The organism is Krasilnikoviella flava (assembly GCF_900167525.1).
Taxonomy (GTDB): Bacteria; Actinomycetota; Actinomycetes; order Actinomycetales; family Cellulomonadaceae; genus Isoptericola; species Isoptericola flavus.
In genome coordinates, this window is sequence record NZ_FUZQ01000004.1 from 368467 (window position 1) to 387139 (window position 18673).

Annotated in this window: 16 protein-coding genes and 3 pseudogenes; 13 read left to right on the forward strand and 6 right to left on the reverse strand. The window is 73.8% G+C overall.

The annotated features are described in order from the left end of the window. Nucleotides 1-7 precede the first annotated feature (7 nt). The gene (locus B5Y66_RS12600) at nt 8-571 is read right to left on the reverse strand and encodes a DJ-1/PfpI family protein (RefSeq protein ID WP_079574826.1); all 564 of its coding nucleotides are present in this window, start codon (nt 569-571) and stop codon (nt 8-10) included. A gap of 161 nt (nt 572-732) precedes the next feature. On the opposite strand from B5Y66_RS12600, the gene lepA reads away from it, so the two are divergent. Further along, the gene (lepA, locus tag B5Y66_RS12605; RefSeq protein ID WP_079574827.1) at nt 733-2607 is read left to right on the forward strand and encodes a translation elongation factor 4; all 1875 of its coding nucleotides are present in this window, start codon (nt 733-735) and stop codon (nt 2605-2607) included. Continuing rightward, nucleotides 2607-3893, forward strand: coding sequence for a radical SAM family heme chaperone HemW (gene hemW, locus B5Y66_RS12610; RefSeq protein WP_079574828.1), 1287 nt, complete (start codon nt 2607-2609; stop codon nt 3891-3893). Before lepA ends, hemW begins: the two co-directional genes overlap by 1 nt. Nucleotides 3894-3976: 83 nt before the next feature. Here the strand turns inward: hemW and B5Y66_RS12615 are convergent, their stop codons facing one another. Beyond that, nucleotides 3977-4474, reverse strand: a complete 498-nt coding sequence (locus B5Y66_RS12615) for a DUF4870 domain-containing protein (RefSeq protein WP_079574829.1) — start codon at nt 4472-4474, stop codon at nt 3977-3979. A 126-nt stretch (nt 4475-4600) separates the two neighbouring features. On the opposite strand from B5Y66_RS12615, the gene B5Y66_RS12620 reads away from it, so the two are divergent. Then, nucleotides 4601-5176 carry a DUF4282 domain-containing protein gene (locus B5Y66_RS12620; protein ID WP_079574830.1) on the forward strand — a complete coding sequence of 192 codons (576 nt, stop codon included), beginning with the start codon at nt 4601-4603 and terminating at the stop codon, nt 5174-5176. Between the two features lie 9 nt (nt 5177-5185). Here B5Y66_RS12620 and B5Y66_RS12625 read toward each other — a convergent pair whose 3' ends face one another. The 4 genes from B5Y66_RS12625 to B5Y66_RS12640 form a co-directional block, all read right to left on the reverse strand. Further along, nucleotides 5186-6067 (reverse strand): DUF3097 domain-containing protein, encoded by an 882-nt coding sequence (locus B5Y66_RS12625; RefSeq protein ID WP_079574831.1) that lies wholly within the window; start codon nt 6065-6067, stop codon nt 5186-5188. A 136-nt stretch (nt 6068-6203) separates the two neighbouring features. Beyond that, nucleotides 6204-6398: a hypothetical protein gene (locus tag B5Y66_RS12630; RefSeq protein ID WP_079574832.1), complete on the reverse strand. Its 195-nt coding sequence runs from the start codon at nt 6396-6398 to the stop codon at nt 6204-6206. 100 nt (nt 6399-6498) lie between these two features. Continuing rightward, nucleotides 6499-9348, reverse strand: coding sequence for an ATP-binding protein (locus B5Y66_RS23150; protein WP_176168861.1), 2850 nt, complete (start codon nt 9346-9348; stop codon nt 6499-6501). A 97-nt stretch (nt 9349-9445) separates the two neighbouring features. Next, a complete protein-coding gene (locus B5Y66_RS12640; RefSeq protein ID WP_079574834.1) occupies nt 9446-9643 on the reverse strand; it encodes a hypothetical protein in 198 nt (65 codons plus the stop codon). A gap of 317 nt (nt 9644-9960) precedes the next feature. Here B5Y66_RS12640 and B5Y66_RS12645 point away from each other — a divergent pair, with 317 nt between their 5' ends. The 10 genes and pseudogenes from B5Y66_RS12645 (at nt 9961) to era (ending at nt 18636) form a co-directional block, all read left to right on the forward strand. Beyond that, nucleotides 9961-11049 (forward strand): HrcA family transcriptional regulator, encoded by a 1089-nt coding sequence (locus B5Y66_RS12645; protein WP_079574835.1) that lies wholly within the window; start codon nt 9961-9963, stop codon nt 11047-11049. A gap of 70 nt (nt 11050-11119) precedes the next feature. Further along, nucleotides 11120-12244, forward strand: a complete 1125-nt coding sequence (gene dnaJ / locus B5Y66_RS12650) for a molecular chaperone DnaJ (protein ID WP_079574836.1) — start codon at nt 11120-11122, stop codon at nt 12242-12244. Between the two features lie 90 nt (nt 12245-12334). Further along, nucleotides 12335-13138 (forward strand): 16S rRNA (uracil(1498)-N(3))-methyltransferase, encoded by an 804-nt coding sequence (locus B5Y66_RS12655; protein ID WP_079574837.1) that lies wholly within the window; start codon nt 12335-12337, stop codon nt 13136-13138. A 32-nt stretch (nt 13139-13170) separates the two neighbouring features. Next, on the forward strand, nt 13171-13524 hold the full coding sequence (locus B5Y66_RS12660) for an HIT domain-containing protein (RefSeq protein WP_079574838.1): 354 nt from the start codon (nt 13171-13173) through the stop codon (nt 13522-13524). A gap of 129 nt (nt 13525-13653) precedes the next feature. After that, a pseudogene (locus B5Y66_RS22955) lies at nt 13654-14388 on the forward strand (PhoH family protein); the annotation flags it as partial. A gap of 369 nt (nt 14389-14757) precedes the next feature. Beyond that, nucleotides 14758-15195 (forward strand): annotated as a pseudogene (locus tag B5Y66_RS22960) (LAGLIDADG family homing endonuclease); the annotation flags it as partial. Between the two features lie 264 nt (nt 15196-15459). After that, nucleotides 15460-15804 (forward strand): annotated as a pseudogene (locus B5Y66_RS22965) (PhoH family protein); the annotation flags it as partial. Next, nucleotides 15801-16253 (forward strand): rRNA maturation RNase YbeY, encoded by a 453-nt coding sequence (gene ybeY / locus B5Y66_RS12670; protein ID WP_079574840.1) that lies wholly within the window; start codon nt 15801-15803, stop codon nt 16251-16253. The pseudogene B5Y66_RS22965 and the gene ybeY, both read left to right, overlap by 4 nt. Nucleotides 16254-16270: 17 nt before the next feature. After that, the gene (locus B5Y66_RS12675; RefSeq protein WP_079574841.1) at nt 16271-17650 is read left to right on the forward strand and encodes a hemolysin family protein; all 1380 of its coding nucleotides are present in this window, start codon (nt 16271-16273) and stop codon (nt 17648-17650) included. Then, nucleotides 17647-18636, forward strand: a complete 990-nt coding sequence (era, locus tag B5Y66_RS12680; RefSeq protein ID WP_079574842.1) for a GTPase Era — start codon at nt 17647-17649, stop codon at nt 18634-18636. The genes B5Y66_RS12675 and era overlap by 4 nt, the downstream gene beginning before the upstream one ends. The last annotated feature ends 37 nt before the right edge of the window (nt 18637-18673 follow it).

Below are 18673 nucleotides of genomic sequence, written 5' to 3' on the forward strand. Positions count from 1 at the left end.
CCCTGGGTCAGGAGCTCAGGACCGCGTCGACCTGGCGGAGGAAGTCGTCCAGGTCGTCCGGGGTCCGCGACGTCACGAGGGGGAAGCCCGCGCCGTCGTCGCGCACCACGGACCGGTCCACCCAGCGGCCTCCGGCGTTGCGCACGTCGGTGGCCAGCGACGGGTAGGAGGTGAGGGTCGCGCCACCGACGCAACCGGCCTCGACCACCGCCCACGGGCCGTGGCAGATGGCGGCGACCGGCCTGCCGGAGTGCGCGAACGCGGTGACGAGACCGACGGCGGCCTCCTGCAGGCGCAGCGTGTCGGCGTTGATCGTGCCGCCCGGCACCAGCAGCAGGTCCGCGCCGTCGGGGTCGACGGCGTCGTAGGTCGTGTCGGCGGGGACGGGCCGGCCCGGGTCCTTGTCGCCGACGAGCGTGCGGACGTCGCCGGGCTCGTTCGAGGCGACCACCACCTCGGCGCCCGCGGCGCGCAGGTGCTCGAGCGGAACGACCAGCTCGTCCTGCTCGACGCCGTAGCTCGTCACGATCGCCAGGACTCGCTTCCCGGTCAGGTCGGCGGTGTCGGTCATGTCGGGGCTCCTTCCGTCACGTCGGTCGGTGGGCCCTCGACCGTACGCAGCGGTGCGCGGTGCCCGCACGTGGGACGTGCCCGCGGTACCTCATGGGACAATGGCCGGGCCTCGTCACCACCGACGACACCCTTCCAGCGACCCTGACGGAGCGAATCGCGTTGCCCATCCCCGGACCCGCGCTGAGTGCGCGCATCGAGCCGAACGTCACGGCGCCCGAGCTCATCCGCAACTTCTGCATCATCGCGCACATCGACCACGGCAAGTCGACGCTCGCCGACCGCATGCTCCAGCTCACCGGCGTCGTCGAGCCGCGGGCGATGCGGGCGCAGTACCTCGACCGCATGGACATCGAGCGCGAGCGCGGCATCACGATCAAGTCGCAGGCCGTGCGGATGCCGTGGCAGCTGGGCGACCAGGCGCACGCGCTCAACATGATCGACACCCCGGGGCACGTCGACTTCACCTACGAGGTCTCCCGTTCGCTCGCGGCCTGCGAGGGCGCGGTCCTGCTGGTCGACGCGGCGCAGGGCATCGAGGCGCAGACGCTCGCCAACCTGTACCTGGCGATGGAGAACGACCTCGAGATCATCCCCGTCCTCAACAAGATCGACCTGCCCGCCGCGCAGCCGGAGAAGTACGCGGAGGAGCTGGCGAACCTCGTGGGCGGCGACCCCGACGACGTGCTGAAGGTCAGCGGCAAGACGGGCGCGGGGGTCGAGGCGCTGCTCGACAGGATCGTCGAGCGCATCCCGGCCCCGGTCGGTGACGCCGACGCACCCGCCCGCGCGATGATCTTCGACTCCGTGTACGACACCTACCGCGGGGTCGTGACGTACGTGCGGGTCATCGACGGCAGCCTCAGCCCGCGCGAGCGCATCGTCATGATGTCGACGCGCGCCACGCACGAGCTGCTCGAGATCGGCGTCATCTCGCCCGACCCGATCGTCACGAAGGGGCTCGGCGTCGGCGAGGTCGGCTACCTCATCACGGGCGTGAAGGACGTGCGGCAGTCGAAGGTCGGCGACACCGTCACCAACGCCGGCAAGCCCGCGACGGAGTCGCTCGGCGGGTACAGCGAGCCGAAGCCGATGGTCTTCTCCGGCCTGTACCCGGTGGACGGGTCCGACTACCCGGCGCTGCGCGACGCGCTCGACAAGCTCAAGCTCAACGACGCGGCGCTCAACTACGAGCCGGAGACGTCGGTGGCGCTCGGCTTCGGCTTCCGCGTCGGCTTCCTCGGGCTGCTGCACCTGGAGATCGTGCGCGAACGGCTCGAGCGCGAGTTCGACCTGGACCTCATCTCGACCGCGCCGAACGTCGTCTACGACGTCACGCTCGACGACGGTACCGAGGTGAAGGTGACGAACCCGTCCGAGTTCCCGGGCGGCAAGATCAAGGAGGTCCGCGAGCCCGTGGTGCGCGCGACCATCCTCGCGCCGAGCGAGTTCGTCGGCACCGTGATGGGCCTGTGCAACGACCGGCGTGGTCAGATGGACGGCATGGACTACCTGTCGGAGGACCGGGTCGAGCTGCGCTTCACGCTGCCGCTCGCCGAGATCGTCTTCGACTTCTTCGACCAGCTCAAGTCGCGCACCCGTGGCTACGCGTCGCTGGACTACGAGCCCCAGGGTGACCAGGCGGCGGACCTCGTGAAGGTCGACATCCTGCTGCAGGGCGACCAGGTGGACGCGTTCAGCGCCATCGTGCACCGGGAGAAGGCCTACGACTACGGCGTCATGATGACGGCGAAGCTCAAGGAGATCATCCCGCGCCAGCAGTTCGAGGTGCCCATCCAGGCCGCCGTCGGCGCGCGCGTCATCGCCCGTGAGACGGTGCGCGCCATGCGCAAGGACGTGCTCGCCAAGTGCTACGGCGGCGACATCAGCCGCAAGCGCAAGCTGCTCGAGAAGCAGAAGGAGGGCAAGAAGCGCATGAAGAACATCGGGTCCGTCGAGGTCCCGAAGGACGCCTTCATCGCCGCGCTCTCCTCCGACAGCGGGGGCGGCAAGGACGCCAAGGACAAGAAGAAGTAGTGCCCGCGCTGCCTGAGGGCACGGCCGTGCCCGACGACGGCACGCTGCCGTTCGCGCGGGTGGGGTCTGTCGCCCTTCGACAGGCTCAGGAACCGCGGCCGTTCGGCGTGTACGTGCACGTGCCGTTCTGCTCGGTGCGGTGCGGCTACTGCGACTTCAACACCTACACGGCGTCCGAGCTGGGCGGCGGGGCGAACCAGGCGGCGTACGCGACGACGGCCCTGCGCGAGGTCGACCTGGCGGCGCGGGTGCTCGACGACGCGGGCCTGGGGTCGCGACCCGTGTCCACCGTGTTCTTCGGCGGCGGCACGCCCACGATGCTGCCCGCCGCCGACCTGGCACGGATCCTGCGCGGGGTCGACGACGCCTGGGGCCTGGCTCCCGGCGGCGAGGTCACCACCGAGGCCAACCCGGACTCCGTGACGCCCGAGTCGCTGCGGGTGCTGGCCGACGCCGGGTTCACCCGCGTCTCGTTCGGGATGCAGTCTGCCGTGCCGCACGTGCTCGCCACGCTGGAGCGCACCCACGACCCGCGGCGGGTGCCCGACGCCGTGGCCTGGGCGCGGGACGCCGGACTCGACGTCTCGCTCGACCTCATCTACGGCACGCCGGGGGAGTCCCTGGACGACTGGCGGGCTTCGCTGGAGGCGGTGCTGGCCACCGGAGTCGACCACGTCTCGGCGTACGCGCTCGTCGTCGAGCCGGGCACCAAGATGCACGCCCAGGTGCGCCGCGGCGAGCTCGCGCTGCCCGACGAGGACGACCAGGCCGCGAAGTACGAGCTGGCCGACGAACTCCTCACGGAGGCCGGCCTGGGCTGGTACGAGGTGAGCAACTGGGCGCGCGGGCCCGAGCACGCATGCCGGCACAACCTCGCCTATTGGCGCGGCGACGACTGGTGGGGGATCGGGCCGGGCGCCCACTCCTACGTCGCCGCCCCGTCGGCCGAGCCCGTCGAGGCCGCGCACGCCGACCCGGCCGGTGTGCGCTGGTGGAACGTCAAGCACCCCCGCCGGTACGCGACGCTGCTGGAGTCGGGCTCGTCCCCGGGTGCCGGGCGCGAGCTGCTCACGCCCGCCGAGGCGCAGCTCGAGCGGGTGCTCCTCGGCGTCCGCGTGCGCGAGGGGCTGGAGGTCGACGCCCTCGACCGGTCGCGTCGCGCCGCGGTCGCGGGGCTGGTCGCGCGCGGTCTGCTCGACGGCGTCGCCGCCGTGCGCGGGCGGGTCGTGCTCACCCGCCAGGGCCGCCTGCTCGCCGACGCCGTCGTCCGGGAGCTCACCCCCTGAGCAGTGACGAGCGTGCCGACGCGTTCCTCAGACGGCCGCGGTGACGAACGCGTCAGCACGCTCGTGCCGTGGCGCCCCGGTGGTCAGGACAGGAACCGGATGTTGATCGGGTAGCGGTACGGCTCGTGCCGGTTGACCGCCACGGCGGCGAGGATCGCGAACACGATCGACGCGACCCATACCGCGAACAGGATGACGAAGCCGACGAGCATCAAGACCGTGATCCAGCCGATCACGTAGCCGATCAGCAGCGTGATCTGGAAGTTCAGCGACTCCTTGGCCTGGTCGCCCACGTAAGCACTGCGGTCGCGCAGGAACAGCCAGATCAGCAGCGGCGTGAGGAAGCCCAGGAGGCCGAGGGTGAGCAGCGCCAGGACCGGCGGGCCGAGGTGCGCGACGAGGGCCCACGTGCGCTCGTCGGCCGAGGAGAGGGGCTGCGGCCCGTACCCGTACGGAGGCTGGCCCGGCGGCGGCGCGCCGTACGGGGGCTGACCCGGGGGCGGCCCACCGTGCGGAGGCTGACCCGGGGGAGGCCCGGCCGGTGGCTGCTGCGGGGGCGGTCCGTACGGCGGCGTGCTCATGGGCTCATCCTCGCGCATCTGCCGTGGTCACGTGCGGTGGCGGCACCCCCGGCGTGAGGCCAGAGTGGGCGGGGGACGCTCAGACCCCGCCGGGTGCGTCATCCCGGGACGACGACAGGAGGAACGATGAGCGAGAACACGCCGCAGCAGCCCGGCGAACCGCAGCAGCCCGGGTACCAGCCGCCGCCCGGTCAGCCCGCACAGCCCGCCCCGCCCGCACAGCCGTACGGGCAGCAGCCGCCCGCGGGCCCGCCGCCGCACGGCGGGCAGCCGCCGTACGGCGACCAGCAGTACGCGCAGCCCCAGCAGCCGTACGAGGGGCAGATGCCCGACCCGGGCCTGTACCCCGGGTCGGAGTACCCGCCCGACCGGTCGGCGGCGCCGCTCATGCCCGGCGGGCAGGGCAGCGGGTTCCTCAGCGCCCTCTTCGACTATTCGTTCAGCCGTTACATCACGCCCAGCGTCGTCAAGGTCGTCTACATCATCGTCACGGTGCTCGTCGTGCTGGTCTGGCTCTCCGGCCTCGTCGCCACGTTCTCCCAGTCCGTCTGGGGCGGGGTCCTCTACCTGGTGTTCGGGTGGATCATCGCGCTCGTGTACCTGGCGCTCGCCCGCATCATGCTCGAGTTCTTCCTGGCCGTCATCAACGTGTCGGAGAAGGTCAACGCGTACGCGCACCGGGATGGCATCACGACGCGCTGATCCCCGCCGTCAGGCGGTGACGAAGTCGATCAGCTCCTCGACCCGGCCCAGCAGGGCCGGGTCGAGGTCGCGGTAGTCGCGCACGGTCCTCAGGATTCGCTGCCAGGCGCGCCCGACGTCCTCGGTGGACGACGCCGGCCAGCCCAGCTCCCGCAGGATCCCGCGCTTCCACTCGGTTCCGCGCTCGATCGTGGGCCACGACGCCAGACCCAGGCGCTCCGCCTTCACCGCCTGCCACACGTCCACGTACGGGTGGCCCAGCACCAGGACGGTGCCGCGCGGCACGCGCCGCAGGGCGTCGTCGGCGAGGCGGCGCTCCTTGGACCCTGGCACCAGGTGGTCCACGAGCACGCCCACCCGCCGCTCGGGCGTCGGCGCGAACTCGTCGAGCGCGTCGGCGAGGTTGTCCACGCCGTCGAGGAGCTCGACGACGACCCCTTCGACGCGCAGGTCGTCGCCCCACACCTTCTCGACCAGCTCCGCGTCGTGCTTGCCCTCCACCCAGATGCGTGACCCGCGGGCCACCCGTGCCCGCTCGTCGTGCACGGCCACGGAGCCGGACGCCGTGCGGGTGGGGCGCTCGGGGGCGCGGGTGGTCACGGGCGCCGTGAGCTCCACGGGCTGCCCGTCCACCCAGAAGCCCGGGCCGAGCGGGAAGGAGCGGGTGCGACCGCGCCGGTCCTCCAGCACCACGAGGTGGATGCCGCCCGACTTCTCCACGCGCACCACGGCGCCGACCCAGCCCGTGGTCACCTCCTCGACCACGAGGCCGTGGTCGGCCGCGCGCGGTCGGGACACCGGGCGGCGTCGGTGATGGGCGGAGCCGTCCGGCGCGCCGGGCGCGCGGGAGCCGGCGGAGGACAGGACGTCGGAGCCATAGCGGTCGTGCACGGCCGAGAGCCTACGGTCGCGACCGCGGGGGAGCGGCCCCGACACGCGACACGCGCCGTCCGGCCGGGGCCGGACGGCGCGTGGGACGTCGTGGGGGTTGCTGCCTGGTGGGCGTCGCCTGCTCGCGACCGACCGGTCAGGCGTGCCGCGGCCGGTGCAGCGCGGCCGGCGCGGGGCGGCGGCGCGGCGCCACCGGCTCCGGGCTCGCGACAGCGTCCTGGAGCGCGCGGCGCGAGGCGCGGATCTCGTGCGCCAGACGGCGCAGCGCGACCTCGCGCTCGAGCTCCTCCTGACGGCGCTCGAAGAGCATGTCGTACACGTGCGGATCCATGATGTCCTCCTGCCGGGTGTGCTTTCACGCCTAGGGAGGAGGGGGCACGTCGGTCCGTACACGACTGCTCAGGGCATGTGTACAGGTGCGTCGGGCGACGTCAGGACGGGTCGGACCGCGCGACGACCGCGGCCTCGGTCCGGCTGGACACGCCGAGCTTGCGCAGGATGGCGGACACGTGCACCGACGCCGTCTTGCGACTGATGAACAGCCGCTCGGCGATCTGCCCGTTCGTCAGCCCTTCGGCGACGAGGTCGAGCACCTGGCGCTCGCGCTCCGTGAGCGCGCGGTCCACGGCACGCCCGCCGCCGCGACCGCCCCGGGCGAGGCCGGCGCCGTCGAGCAGCGCCCGTGCCTGGGCGGCGACCAGGCCGCAGCCGATCGCGTCCGCCGCCTGTGCCGCGGCGTCGAGCCGCTCCCGGGCCGTGGCGCGGTCGCCCGCGGCCAGCAGCGACGCACCGTCCCGGTACAGGGCGTACGGGCGCAGGTGCGCGGGGCCGTCCGCCGAGGCGACCGCCTCCCACGACCCGTCCCCGAGCTCGGCGGCGAACAGCGCTGCCCACGTCGGGTAGGTGGGCCACACCGTGCACGACGCGAGCGCGTCGCGGTACGGGGCGACGTCCACCGGCCGGCCGGCGGCGCGGGCGCGGTCGAGCACCCGCGCCGCGACGGCGAGCGTGGTGAGGCGGTAGAAGGGGGACAGCGCCCGCCGGTCGGTCGCGATGGAGATCAGGTCGAGGGCGTCGTCCAGGTCGTCGCGCAGCAGGGCGAGCTCGGCCAGCGTGCCCGCGACGCGCGCCCGGATCTGCTCCTCCACCCGGCCGAAGCGCAGCCACGTGGCGCGCCGGGCCCGCGCGATGGCCTGCGCCCGGTCGACGTCCCCGCGCCACATGGTGAGCCAGGTCCATCGCTCGCCCAGGTACACGGCGTAGTCGCTGGGGTCGATGAGCGGCACCGACCGTTCGTACCAGGCCTCGGCGTCGGGCCACCGTCCGACCTCGATCCAGGCCTCGGCGACGTTCCCCTCGAGCATCGCCCGGGTGGCCCAGCCGGCACCCAGGGAGCGGGCGATCGTCGCGCCCTGCTCCGCGAGCCGCTCCGCCTCGACGTAGCGGCCCAGCTTGAGCCGGGAGTCGGAGGCGTTCGTGTAGTAGTGGCACTGGGCGCGCCAGTCGTCGCCGGCCGCCTCGCGGGAGGTGTCGAGCTCGGCGAGGGCGTCCAGGTCCCCGCCGTTGAGGCGGCTCATCGCACGGAGGTTGAGCGCCAGCGAGACGTTCTGCGCGTCGCCCGCGGCCCGGGCGGCGTCGAGGGCCATCCCGGCGACGGCGACCGCCTCGTCGTCGCGGTGGTCCATCATCGCGTTGCGCGCCTTCAGGCGGAGCAGCGGCGCCCGTCCCGCGTGGTCCTCCACGGGCAGGAGCGCCAGCGCCTCGTCGAGCAGCCCGTCGGACCCGGCGTCGCCGGCCTTGCCGAGGATGTGCGCCAGCGTGGACAGCGCCCGGGCCTGTCCGGCCGGGTCGTCGGCCGGCCACTCGTCGACCGCCTCCCTTGCCAGGCCGGCGGCGCGGTCGATCTGTGCGGCGTCCTGGAGCGCGACGGCCACGTGGCGCAGCAGGGCGGCGTGGTGCAGCCCGACGACCCGCTCCGGCTCCGGCACCAGGTCCCACAGCTCCAGAGCGCGCTCGCCCACGACGACGGCCGTCGACGTGGAGCCGTCGGCCTCGGCCGTCGTCACGACCTCGACGGCGGAGGCGAGGGCGCGGTCGGGCACGCGGGCCCGCCACCAGTGGTCGGCCGCGGCGGCGACGTCCGCGAACGTCCGGCCGGCCTCCTCGAGGGCGCGGGCGCACGCCGCGTGCAGGCGGCGCGCCTCGCCCGGCAGCAGCTCGTCGTCCACCGCCTCCTGCATGAGCGCGTGCCGGAAGCGGTAGCCGTCGGCGTCGGCCACCAGCACGTGCGCCTCGACCGCCTCCCGGGCGGCGGACTCGGCGTCGTCGAGGCCGGCGACCCCCAGCATGGCGACGAGCAGCTCGTGCGGGGCGCGCTGGCCCGCGGCGGCGACCGTGCGACAGAACGTGCGCGCGGCGTCGCTCAGGGACGAGTACCGCAGGAGGAGCAGGTCGCGCAGCGAGTCGGGCATCGCGTCACCGGCGAACTCGGCCAGCTCCTCCGCGTAGAACGGCACGCCCTGGGCGCGCTCCACGAGCTGCGCGAGGACCGTGCCGGGCACGTCCGGTGCCCGCCCGGTCGTCGCGACGAGCGCCGCGACGAGCCGGGTGGCGTCGTCGGCGTCCAGGCGGGGCACGTCGACCCGCGTCGCGAGCCGGGAGCGCTCGAGCTCCGCCAGCGTCGTGCGCAGGGGGTGCCGCCGGCCGACGTCGTCGCTACGGAAGGTGGCGACCACCAGGAGGGTCGTGCGCGGGGCGGACCGGGCCAGGCGTGCGACGACGGTGCGGGTCACGTCGTCCGACCAGTGCAGGTCCTCGAGGACGACCACGACCGGCCGCGCGACGGCGAGCGCGCACGCCAGGTCGGCGAGCACCTCGGGCAGCCGACCGGTGTCGACGTCGCGGCGCACGTCCACGAGCCCGGGCGCCAGGACGCCGAGCGCGTCGGCCGCGGGACCGGCGGCCTCGAGCGTCGCCTCCGGGCCCAGTGCGTCGACCGCGTCCGCGAGCACGCCCGTCAGCGCGGCGTAGGGGAGCGGGCCGGAGCCGGAGTCGGCGCACTGCCCGTGCAGTACGAGCGGCCCGGCTTCGCCGGCATCGCCGGCGTCCCGGGACAGCCCGGCGAGGAACTCGGCCACCAGCCGGGTCTTGCCGATACCCGCCTCCCCGCCGACGACGACCACGCCGCCGGAGCCGGCGCGGGCGTTCGTGAACGCCTCGCGCAGGGAGTCCAGCTCGGCGGCGCGGCCGATCAGGGGCGAGGGGGCGGAGAGGGTGGGCACGTCGCCATCGTGCCAGGCGGCGCGCGGCGTCGCCGCGGCCGCCTGGCCTGCGGGCGCGTCGGTCGGCGAGGCCGGCCGGGTGCTCGTCATCCGGCGGTCAGCGCGGCTGGGGCGGGATCAGCCCGGCGGGCAGCTCCCACGCAGGACGTACCGCCCGCCGGCGCCGCGTCGCCTCCCGACGCCGGGCACGGCGATCGCGCCGCGTCACCTCCGGCGCCTCCGCCTCCCGGCGCAGCGTCCGCTCCGCGTCCGCCTGGCGGGCGCGGAACTCGTCGTAGTACAGGTACTCGTTCATCACCGGTCTCCTTCTCCGTGGCCAGGTGGCCGCCGGTGGTTCCACCCTCGGCTCCTGAGGTACGGCGGCGGATCGGTCAGGTGCCGGATCTTCGCGCGGCGGGGTACCTCAGACGCCTCCCGGGTACCTCAGGCGCGCGACGGCGCGAGGGCGGCGCCAGGACGACGTCGGGGACGAACGCGGCCGACGGCGTGCCGGGCCGGCGTCCGGCGGACCTGTCGGGAGCCCGCGTAGGATGGCACTCGGGATACGAGAGTGCTAAGAGTGGCGGCGGCCCGGTATCGCACCCAGGACCGCGCCCGAGACGAGGGAGGACCGTGAGCGAGGAACGACGCCTGGCCGTGCTCCGCGCGATCGTGGAGGACTACGTCCACACGCGCGAGCCCGTGGGGTCGCGCGTGCTCACGGAGCGGCACGGCCTCGGGGTCTCGCCCGCCACGATCCGCAACGACATGGCCGCGCTCGAGGAGGCCGGGTACATCGCCCAGCCGCACACGTCCGCCGGCCGGATCCCCACGGACAAGGGCTACCGCCTCTTCGTCGACCGGCTCGCCGAGGTGCGTCCGCTCACCAGCCCGCAGCGGCGGGCGATCGAGACGTTCCTCTCCGAGGCGATCGACATGGACGACGTGCTCGGCCGGGCCGGGCGGCTCGTCGCCCAGCTCACCGGTCAGGTGGCCGTGGTCCAGTACCCGTCGCTGCGGCTGTCCGGCCTGCGGCACCTCGAGCTCGTCCCCGTCGGCGGCGCGCGGCTGCTGGTCGTCGTGATCAGCGACACGGGCCGCGTCGAGCAGCGGTTCCTGGACGTCGGCGCCGGGCCGGGCGCCGAGCCCGCCGTCGTCGCCGTCGACACCCCGGCGGGGCCGGAGCCCGACCCGGGCGCCCTCGACGAGGGCACCCTCGGCGAGCTGCGCGCCCGCCTCAACGCGGCCGCCGCGGGCAAGCGGCTCTCCGAGCTGCCCCAGGCGTTCGCCGCCGTCGTGGCCGGGGTGGACGCGACGCTGGCCCCGCTCGCCCGCGGCATCGCCGACCTCGTGGTCGACACGCTCGGGGCGCAGCGCGAGGATCGCATCGTGCTGGCGGGCACCGCCAACCTGGCCCGCGCCGAGATGCGGTTCGAGCAGGGGCTCAGCCCCGTGCTCGAGGCGCTCGAGGAGCAGGTCGTGCTGCTCGGGCTCCTCACCGAGCTGGCGTCCGAACCCGGCCGGGGCGTGGGTGTGCGTATCGGCCACGAGAACCGTCTCGACGGGCTCGCCGAGACCTCCGTCGTCGCCTCCGGCTACGGCGGTGACGGCGACACCGTGGCCATCCTGGGGTCGATCGGCCCCACCCGGATGGACTATCCGGGCACGATCGCCTCGGTGCGCGCCGTCGCCCGCTACCTGTCCAGGGTGCTGCCCAGCTGATCGCCCCGCGGTGCCCCGAGCCCGCCGACCTGACCGTGCACGTCACCGACACGTCACCGAAGAGAGACCTGTGACCGACTACTACGAGATCCTGGGCGTCCCCCGCGACGCCTCGGCCGAGCAGATCAAGAAGTCGTACCGCAAGCTCGCGCGCGAGCTGCACCCCGACGTCGCCGGCGAGGCCGGCGAGGAACGCTTCAAGGACGTCGCCCGCGCCTACGAGGTGCTGTCCAACCCGGACAAGCGCCAGCAGTACGACATGGGCGTGGACCCGAGCTCGCCGTCGGGCGGCGCCGGTGCCGGGTTCGGCAACGGCTTCGGGTTCCAGGACATCTTCGAGACGTTCTTCGGCGGCGGTGGCGCCCCGGCCGGGCCGGTGCCGCGCGCCCGTCGCGGCCAGGACGCCCTGGTGCGCATGGACATCGACCTCGCCGAGGCGGCGTTCGGCGCCAAGCGCGAGCTGCAGGTCGACACGGCCGTGGTGTGCAGCACCTGCAGCGGCAACGGCTGCCGGCCCGGCACCGACCTCAAGACGTGCGAGGTCTGCCACGGTCGCGGCAACGTCCAGCGCGTCGCGCGTTCCTTCCTCGGCCAGGTCATGACGACCGCGCCGTGCGCCGCCTGCCAGGGCTTCGGCACCGTCATCCCCGAGCCGTGCGCCGACTGCTCCGGCGAGGGGCGCGTGCGCTCCCGCCGCACGCTGACGGTGAACGTCCCGGCCGGCGTCGACACCGGTACCCGCATCAAGCTCACCTCGCAGGGCGAGGTCGGCCCCGGCGGCGGCCCCGCCGGCGACCTGTACGTCGAGATCCGCGAGAAGCCGCACGAGACGTTCGTGCGGCGCGGCGACGACCTGCACTGCACCCTGCAGGTGCCGATGACGGCGGCCGCGCTCGGCACCGTGCTCGAGCTCGAGACGCTGGACGGCGAGCAGGAGATCGACCTGCGGCCGGGCACCCAGCCGGGCCAGGTCGTGACGCTCAAGGGCCTCGGCGTGGGGCACCTCCACGCCGGCGGTCGCGGCGACCTCAACGTGCACGTCGAGGTCCAGGTGCCCGCAGGCCTGGACGAGGAGCAGACCGAGCTGCTCCGGTCGCTGGCCACGCTGCGCGGCGAGGAGCGACCCGAGCCGCGGCTGACCGCGGCGCACCCGGGGGTGTTCTCCCGGCTGCGGGACAAGCTGAGCGGCCGCTGACGTGAGCGCGAGGAGCCCCCGCGGAGGTACGCCGAGGTACGAGGTGTGCCGGAGCGAGGCACCGCAGGGGTCGCGTGAGGAGAGCACGACGTGAGCGCACCGGTGTTCCTCGCCGAGGGCGGTGCGCTCGGCGCGCTGGCCGCTGGCGACGTCTACCTGCTCGACGGCGCCGAGGGGCGGCACGCGGGCGTCGTGCAGCGCCGCGGTCCGGGCGAGCGCCTGGACGTGGTCGACGGCGCGGGGACGCGCCTGCGGTGCGTGGTCGACGCCGTCGAGGGCGGCGAGGTGCGCCTGCGCGTGGACGAGGTGGTCGCCGAGTCCGCCCCCGACGTCGTGCTCACGCTGGTGCAGGCGCTCGCGAAGGGCGACCGGGACGAGCTGGCCGTCGAAGCCGCGGTCGAGGTGGGCGTCGACGCCGTCGTCCCGTGGCAGGCTGACCGATCGGTCGTCGTGTGGCGGGGGCAGCGGGCCGCGAAGTCGCGCGCGAAGTGGGTGGCGACCGTGCGCTCGGCGGTGAAGCAGGCGCGGCGCGCCTGCCTGCCGGCCGTCGCCGAGCCGGTCACCACCCGGCAGCTCGCCGCCCGCGTGCGCGAGGTCGTCGCCGAGCGCGGGGTCGTCGTCGTCCTGCACGAGGACGCCACGACGTCGCTCGCCGATGTCGCGCTCCCGGCCCCGGCCCCGACGGCCGAGCGGTCGCCGGCGGTCGAGCCCGTCGAGGCCCCGGCCCTGCTCGTCGTCGTCGGGCCCGAGGGCGGGATCTCCGACGACGAGGTGGCGGCGCTCCAGGAGGCCGGCGCCGTCGCCGCGCGCCTCGGGCCGCACGTGCTGCGCACCTCCACGGCCGGTCCGGTCGCCGTCGCCCTGCTCAGCGAGCGCCTCGGCCGCTGGGCCTGACCCTGCGCCCCCGGCGCGGTAGCGTCCTGGGCATGACGAGCGCGCCCAGCACCGACTGCCTGTTCTGCAAGATCGTCGCCGGCGACGTGCCGGCGGACGTGGTCGCCAGCACCGACCGCGTGATCGCGTTCCGCGACATCGACCCGAAGGCGCCCGTGCACGTGCTCGTGGCGCCCCGGGAGCACCACGGCGACGTCGCGACGCTCGCCGCGGCGGACCCGGCGCTGCTGGCCGAGGTGGTGCAGCTGGCCGACCGGGTGGCGGGCGACCTCGCCGACGGCCAGTTCCGGTTCGTCTTCAACTCCGGCCCGCGTGCCGGGCAGAGCGTGTTCCACGTGCACGGCCACGTGCTCGCCGGCGCCCAGCTCGGCTGGACGCCCGCCTGAGCGTCGTTCCTCGTGACAGGCCGCGCGGGGGATGCGGGGGAAACCACGTGCCGGGGTCGGCACCCGCTCGATAGACTCGTGATGCCCACGACACCCGTCTCGCGAAGGAGGGCCCGGCGAAGCCGGCCCATGACATCGACACCCAGCACTGCATCGACATCTGGCGCGACACCCGGCGGCGCCCATGGCGAACGGTCCACCGAGCACCGCATCGTGGTGCCGCCGCACGTGCCGATGGTGGCGCTGCTCGGCAGCAGGGACTCCGTGCTGCGGGCGGTGGAGGACGGGTTCCCCGGCGTCGACGTCCACGCGCGCGGCAACGAGATCGTGGTCGGCGGCCCGGCCGGTGACGTCGCCCTGGTCTCCCGGCTCCTCGACGAGCTGGTCGAGGTGGTCGAGTCCGGCACGCCGCTCACCCCCGAGGTCGTGGCGCGGTCGGTGCAGATGCTCACCGCGGCGCCGGTGCAGCGTCCGGCCGAGGTGCTGACCTTCAACATCCTCTCCAGCCGCGGGCGGACGATCCGCCCCAAGACGGTGGGTCAGAAGCACTACGTCGAGGCGATCGACGCGAACACGATCACGTTCGGCATCGGCCCGGCGGGCACCGGCAAGACGTACCTCGCGATGGCGAAGGCCGTGCAGGCGCTGCAGGCCAAGCGCGTCAACCGCATCGTGCTCACGCGCCCGGCCGTGGAGGCGGGGGAGAAGCTCGGCTACCTGCCGGGATCGCTGAGCGACAAGATCGACCCGTACCTGCGGCCGCTGTACGACGCGCTCCACGACATGATGGATCCTGATGCGATCCCGCGGCTCATCGAGGCCGGGACGATCGAGGTGGCGCCGCTGGCGTACATGCGGGGCCGGGCGCAGCCCTACGACGCGAAGGTCCTCACGCCGACAGGATTCCGTGAGATGGGCAGCCTCCGGGTGGGCGACCTCGTCATCGGTTCGGACGGGCGTCCCACGCCAGTCCTCGGCATCTATCCGCAGGGCGTGAAGCAGGTGTACCGGGTGACCGCGTCCGACGCGTCGTCGACGGTGTGCTGCGGTGAGCACCTGTGGACCGTTCGGACTGCCTCCGACAAGCGACGTGGCAAGGCCCGGACCCTCGAGACCAGGGAGATGCTCGGTCAGGAGTGGGACGGCCGTACCCGACGGTTCGAGCTCCCGATGGTGGACCCGGTGGAGCTCGAATCCCAGGGCGTGCCCATGGACCCCTATGCGCTCGGTCTCATGCTGGGCGACGGCAGCAGCACGGCGCACGCGACGCCATCCTTCGCGACGGCGGATCCGGAGCTCGCCGAAGCGCTCGAAGCTGCGTTGCCGGGGATCGAGCTGGTCGACAAGGGAGGCTACAACTACGTCCTCCGGAACCTCGACGGTCATCGAGGCGGGGTCATTGTCGCGAACCCGGTCAAGGTGGCGCTGCGAGAGCTCGGGTTGGACGGCAGGACGTCTCGGACCAAGTTCGTGCCCGAGGTCTACCTGAACAACAGCCGGGCCGTGCGGCTCGCCTTGCTCCAGGGTCTCCTGGACACCGACGGCGGTCCCGTGACGCAGGCCGGTCGCACCTGCCGGGTGCAGTTCTGCACGACGTCCCCTCAGCTGTACAAGGACGTCGTGCGGCTCGTCCGGTCTCTGGGCGGCACCGCCACCACGCGCGTCCGGGAGGCCGAGGGGCGCAAGCCGGGGTTGGCGAACGGCCGGCCGGTCCCGTACCGGTCGGACGCCTTCGTCGTCGAGATCCGGCTGCCCGAGGGTGTGTCGCCGTTCCGCCTCGCACGCAAGGCGCGGAAGTACGCGGAGCTCGGCGGCGGTCGGCCGATGCGGTTCATCGACTCGATCCTCCCCGCCGGGGAGAAGGAGACGATGTGCATCCAGGTCGCGGCCGCGGACTCGCTGTACGTGACCGACGACTTCCTCGTCACTCACAACACGCTCAACGACGCGTTCATCATCCTCGACGAGGCGCAGAACACCTCCGGTGAGCAGATGAAGATGTTCCTCACCCGTCTGGGCTTCGGGTCCACGATGGTCATCACGGGCGACGCCACCCAGGTGGACCTGCCCGGCGGCACGACGTCGGGGCTCCGGGTGGTGGAGGACATCCTCACCGGTGTCGACGACGTCGAGTTCTGCCGGCTCACCTCGGCCGACGTCGTGCGGCACCGGCTCGTCGGGGACATCATCGACGCCTACGCCCGCTGGGACGTGGCCATGGCGCGGCCCGAGCAGGGTCGGCAGACGCAGGGACGGCAGCGAGGGGCACGTAGGTCATGAGCATCGAAGTAGCGAACGAGTCCGGCGTCGAGGTGGACGAGGCGGAGTTCGCCGCCCTCGGCCGGTTCGTGCTGGACACCCTGCACGTGCACCCGCGCAGCGAGCTGTCGATCATGTTCGTCGACACGACCGTGATGACCGAGCTGCACGTGCAGTGGATGGACGAGCCCGGGCCCACCGACGTGCTGTCTTTCCCGATGGACGAGCTGCGCCCCGGCCGCGAGGGCGAGGAGACGCCCCCCGGCACGCTCGGCGACGTGGTCCTGTGCCCGGAGGTGGCGGCCCAGCAGGCGAAGGTCGCGGGGCACACCACCGCGGAGGAGCTCCTGCTCCTCACGACGCACGGCATCCTGCACCTGCTCGGGTACGACCACGCCGAGCCGGAGGAGGAGAAGGAGATGTTCGCGCTGCAGCGCCGTCTCCTGCTCACCTTCCTCGCCGGCCGGTGACGGCGACGGTGGCCTGAATGGACGGACCCGAGCTGTTGCTGGCTCTCGTGGCCGTGGTCGCGCTCGCCCTGGCGGGGATGCTGTCGGCCGGCGAGGCCGCGGTGCTGCGGATCACGCGCACCTCGGTCGCGGACGCCGTGATCGAGGCGGAGACCTCCGAGGACCTCACGTCCGCGGCGCGGCGCACGCGGCTCGCCCGGCTGCGCGCGGCGCAGGGGCTGGTCGTCGACCCGCCCGCCGCGGTGGCGGCGTTCGCGCTCGTGCGCGTCTTCGCCGAGACCGTGGCGCTCGCGGCGGCCACCCTGATGATCGCGGACTGGTTCGACTCGTGGTGGCAGGTGATGCTCGCCGCGGCCGTCGTGGGGCTCGTGGCGGGCGTCGTCTTCGTGCGCCTCAGCCCGCGCGCGCTCGGCCTGCGCCGGCCGCTGCCGGTGCTCGTGGCGCTCGCGGGCCCGCTCTCGGCCGTGCACCGCGGCGCCGCCTGGCTCACCGTCCGCACGTCGGACCGCAACGGCGGCCGCGCCCCGGAGCGGGACGGCGAGCACGACCCCGGCGAGGACGCCTTGCGCGAGGTCGCCGAGCGGGTGCGCGACAACGAGGCGATCGAGGATGCCGAGCGCGAGCTGATCCGCTCGGTCGTCGAGCTGGGCGGCACGCTCACCCGCGAGGTCATGGTCCCGCGCACGGACATGGTGACGGTCGTGGCGACGACGCCGCTGCGCAAGGCGATGCGCCTCTTCCTGCGCTCGGGCTACTCGCGCGTCCCGGTCGTCGGCGACGAGGTGGACGACCTCGTGGGCGTCGCCTACCTCAAGGACGTCGCCCGGGTGCTGGAGAACGAGCCGGGCGCCGCTGACCGACCGGTGGTCGACGTCGCCCGGGACGCCGTGTTCGTCCCCGAGTCGAAGCCGGCGGACGAGCTGCTGCGCGAGATGCAGGCGTCCCGGTCCCACATCGCCGTCGTCGTCGACGAGTACGGCGGCATCGCCGGGCTCGTCACCGTCGAGGACGTCATCGAGGAGCTCGTCGGCGAGCTGACCGACGAGCACGACACCGCCCCGGTCCTCGAGCCGGAGGACCTGGGCGACGGCACGTTCCTCGTCTCCGCGCGGATGCCCGTCGACGAGCTCGGCGAGCTGTTCGACCTGCGGCTCGACGACGACGACGTGGACACCGCCGGCGGCCTGCTCGCCAAGGCGCTCGGCAAGGTACCGCTCACCGGCGCGACGGCCGACGTCGGCGGCCTGCACCTCGTGGCCGACCACGTCGAGGGGCGTCGCAAGCAGCTCGCCACCCTCCGGGTGCGCCGCACGACCTCCACCTCCCGGCACGACGACGACCCAGCAGCGGGTGGCGAGCACGCCACGCCGCCAGACCAGAAGGAAGCACACGCATGACCTCCGCGCCCCAGCACCCGTCCCTCGTCGGACCTCACGACGAGGGCGACGCCCACCGCTCCGGCTTCGCCTGCCTGGTGGGGCGGCCCAACGTCGGCAAGTCGACCCTCACGAACGCGCTGGTGGGGGAGAAGGTCGCGATCATGTCCGCGCGGCCCCAGACCACGCGGCACACGATCCGCGGCATCGTGCACCGGGACGACGCGCAGCTCGTGCTGGTCGACACCCCGGGGCTGCACCGCCCGCGCACCCTGCTCGGCGAGCGGCTCAACGCGCTGGTCCAGGACACGCTCGGCGAGGTCGACGTCGTCGCGTTCTGCCTGCCCGCCGACCAGAAGATCGGGCCCGGCGACCGCTACATCGCCTCCCAGCTCGCCCCCCTGATGGAGGGGCGGCGTGCGGTGCCGGTCGTCGCGGTGGTGACCAAGTCCGACCTCGTGGACCGCGGGCGGCTGGCCGAGCACCTCATGGCCGTCGACGAGCTCGCCCGCTCCCTCGACCGTGACTGGTCCGCCATCGTGCCGGTGTCGGCGCGCGACGGCTACCAGGTGGACGAGCTCACCGACGTGCTCGTCGCGCACCTGCCGGCCGGGCCCGCGCTCTACCCGGGCGGGGAGCTCACCGACGAGCCGGAGCAGGTGATGGTCGCCGAGCTGGTGCGCGAGGCGGCGCTCGAGGGCGTCCGCGACGAGCTGCCGCACTCCCTGGCCGTGGTGGTCGACGAGATCGTCGAGCGCGAGGGCAGCGGGGACGCCGCGAAGGGCCGGCCGCCGCTCCTCGACGTGCGTGTGAACCTGTTCGTGGAGCGTGACAGCCAGAAGGCGATCGTCATCGGCAAGGGCGGGTCGCGGCTGCGCGAGGTGGGCACGAACGCCCGCGAGGGCATCGAGAAGCTGCTCGGCACCCGGGTGTACCTCGACCTGCACGTCAAGGTGGCCAAGGACTGGCAGCGCGACCCCAAGCAGCTGCAGCGGCTCGGGTTCTGACGCCGCTCACGGCGGGACGCGCCGCGGCACGGGGGAC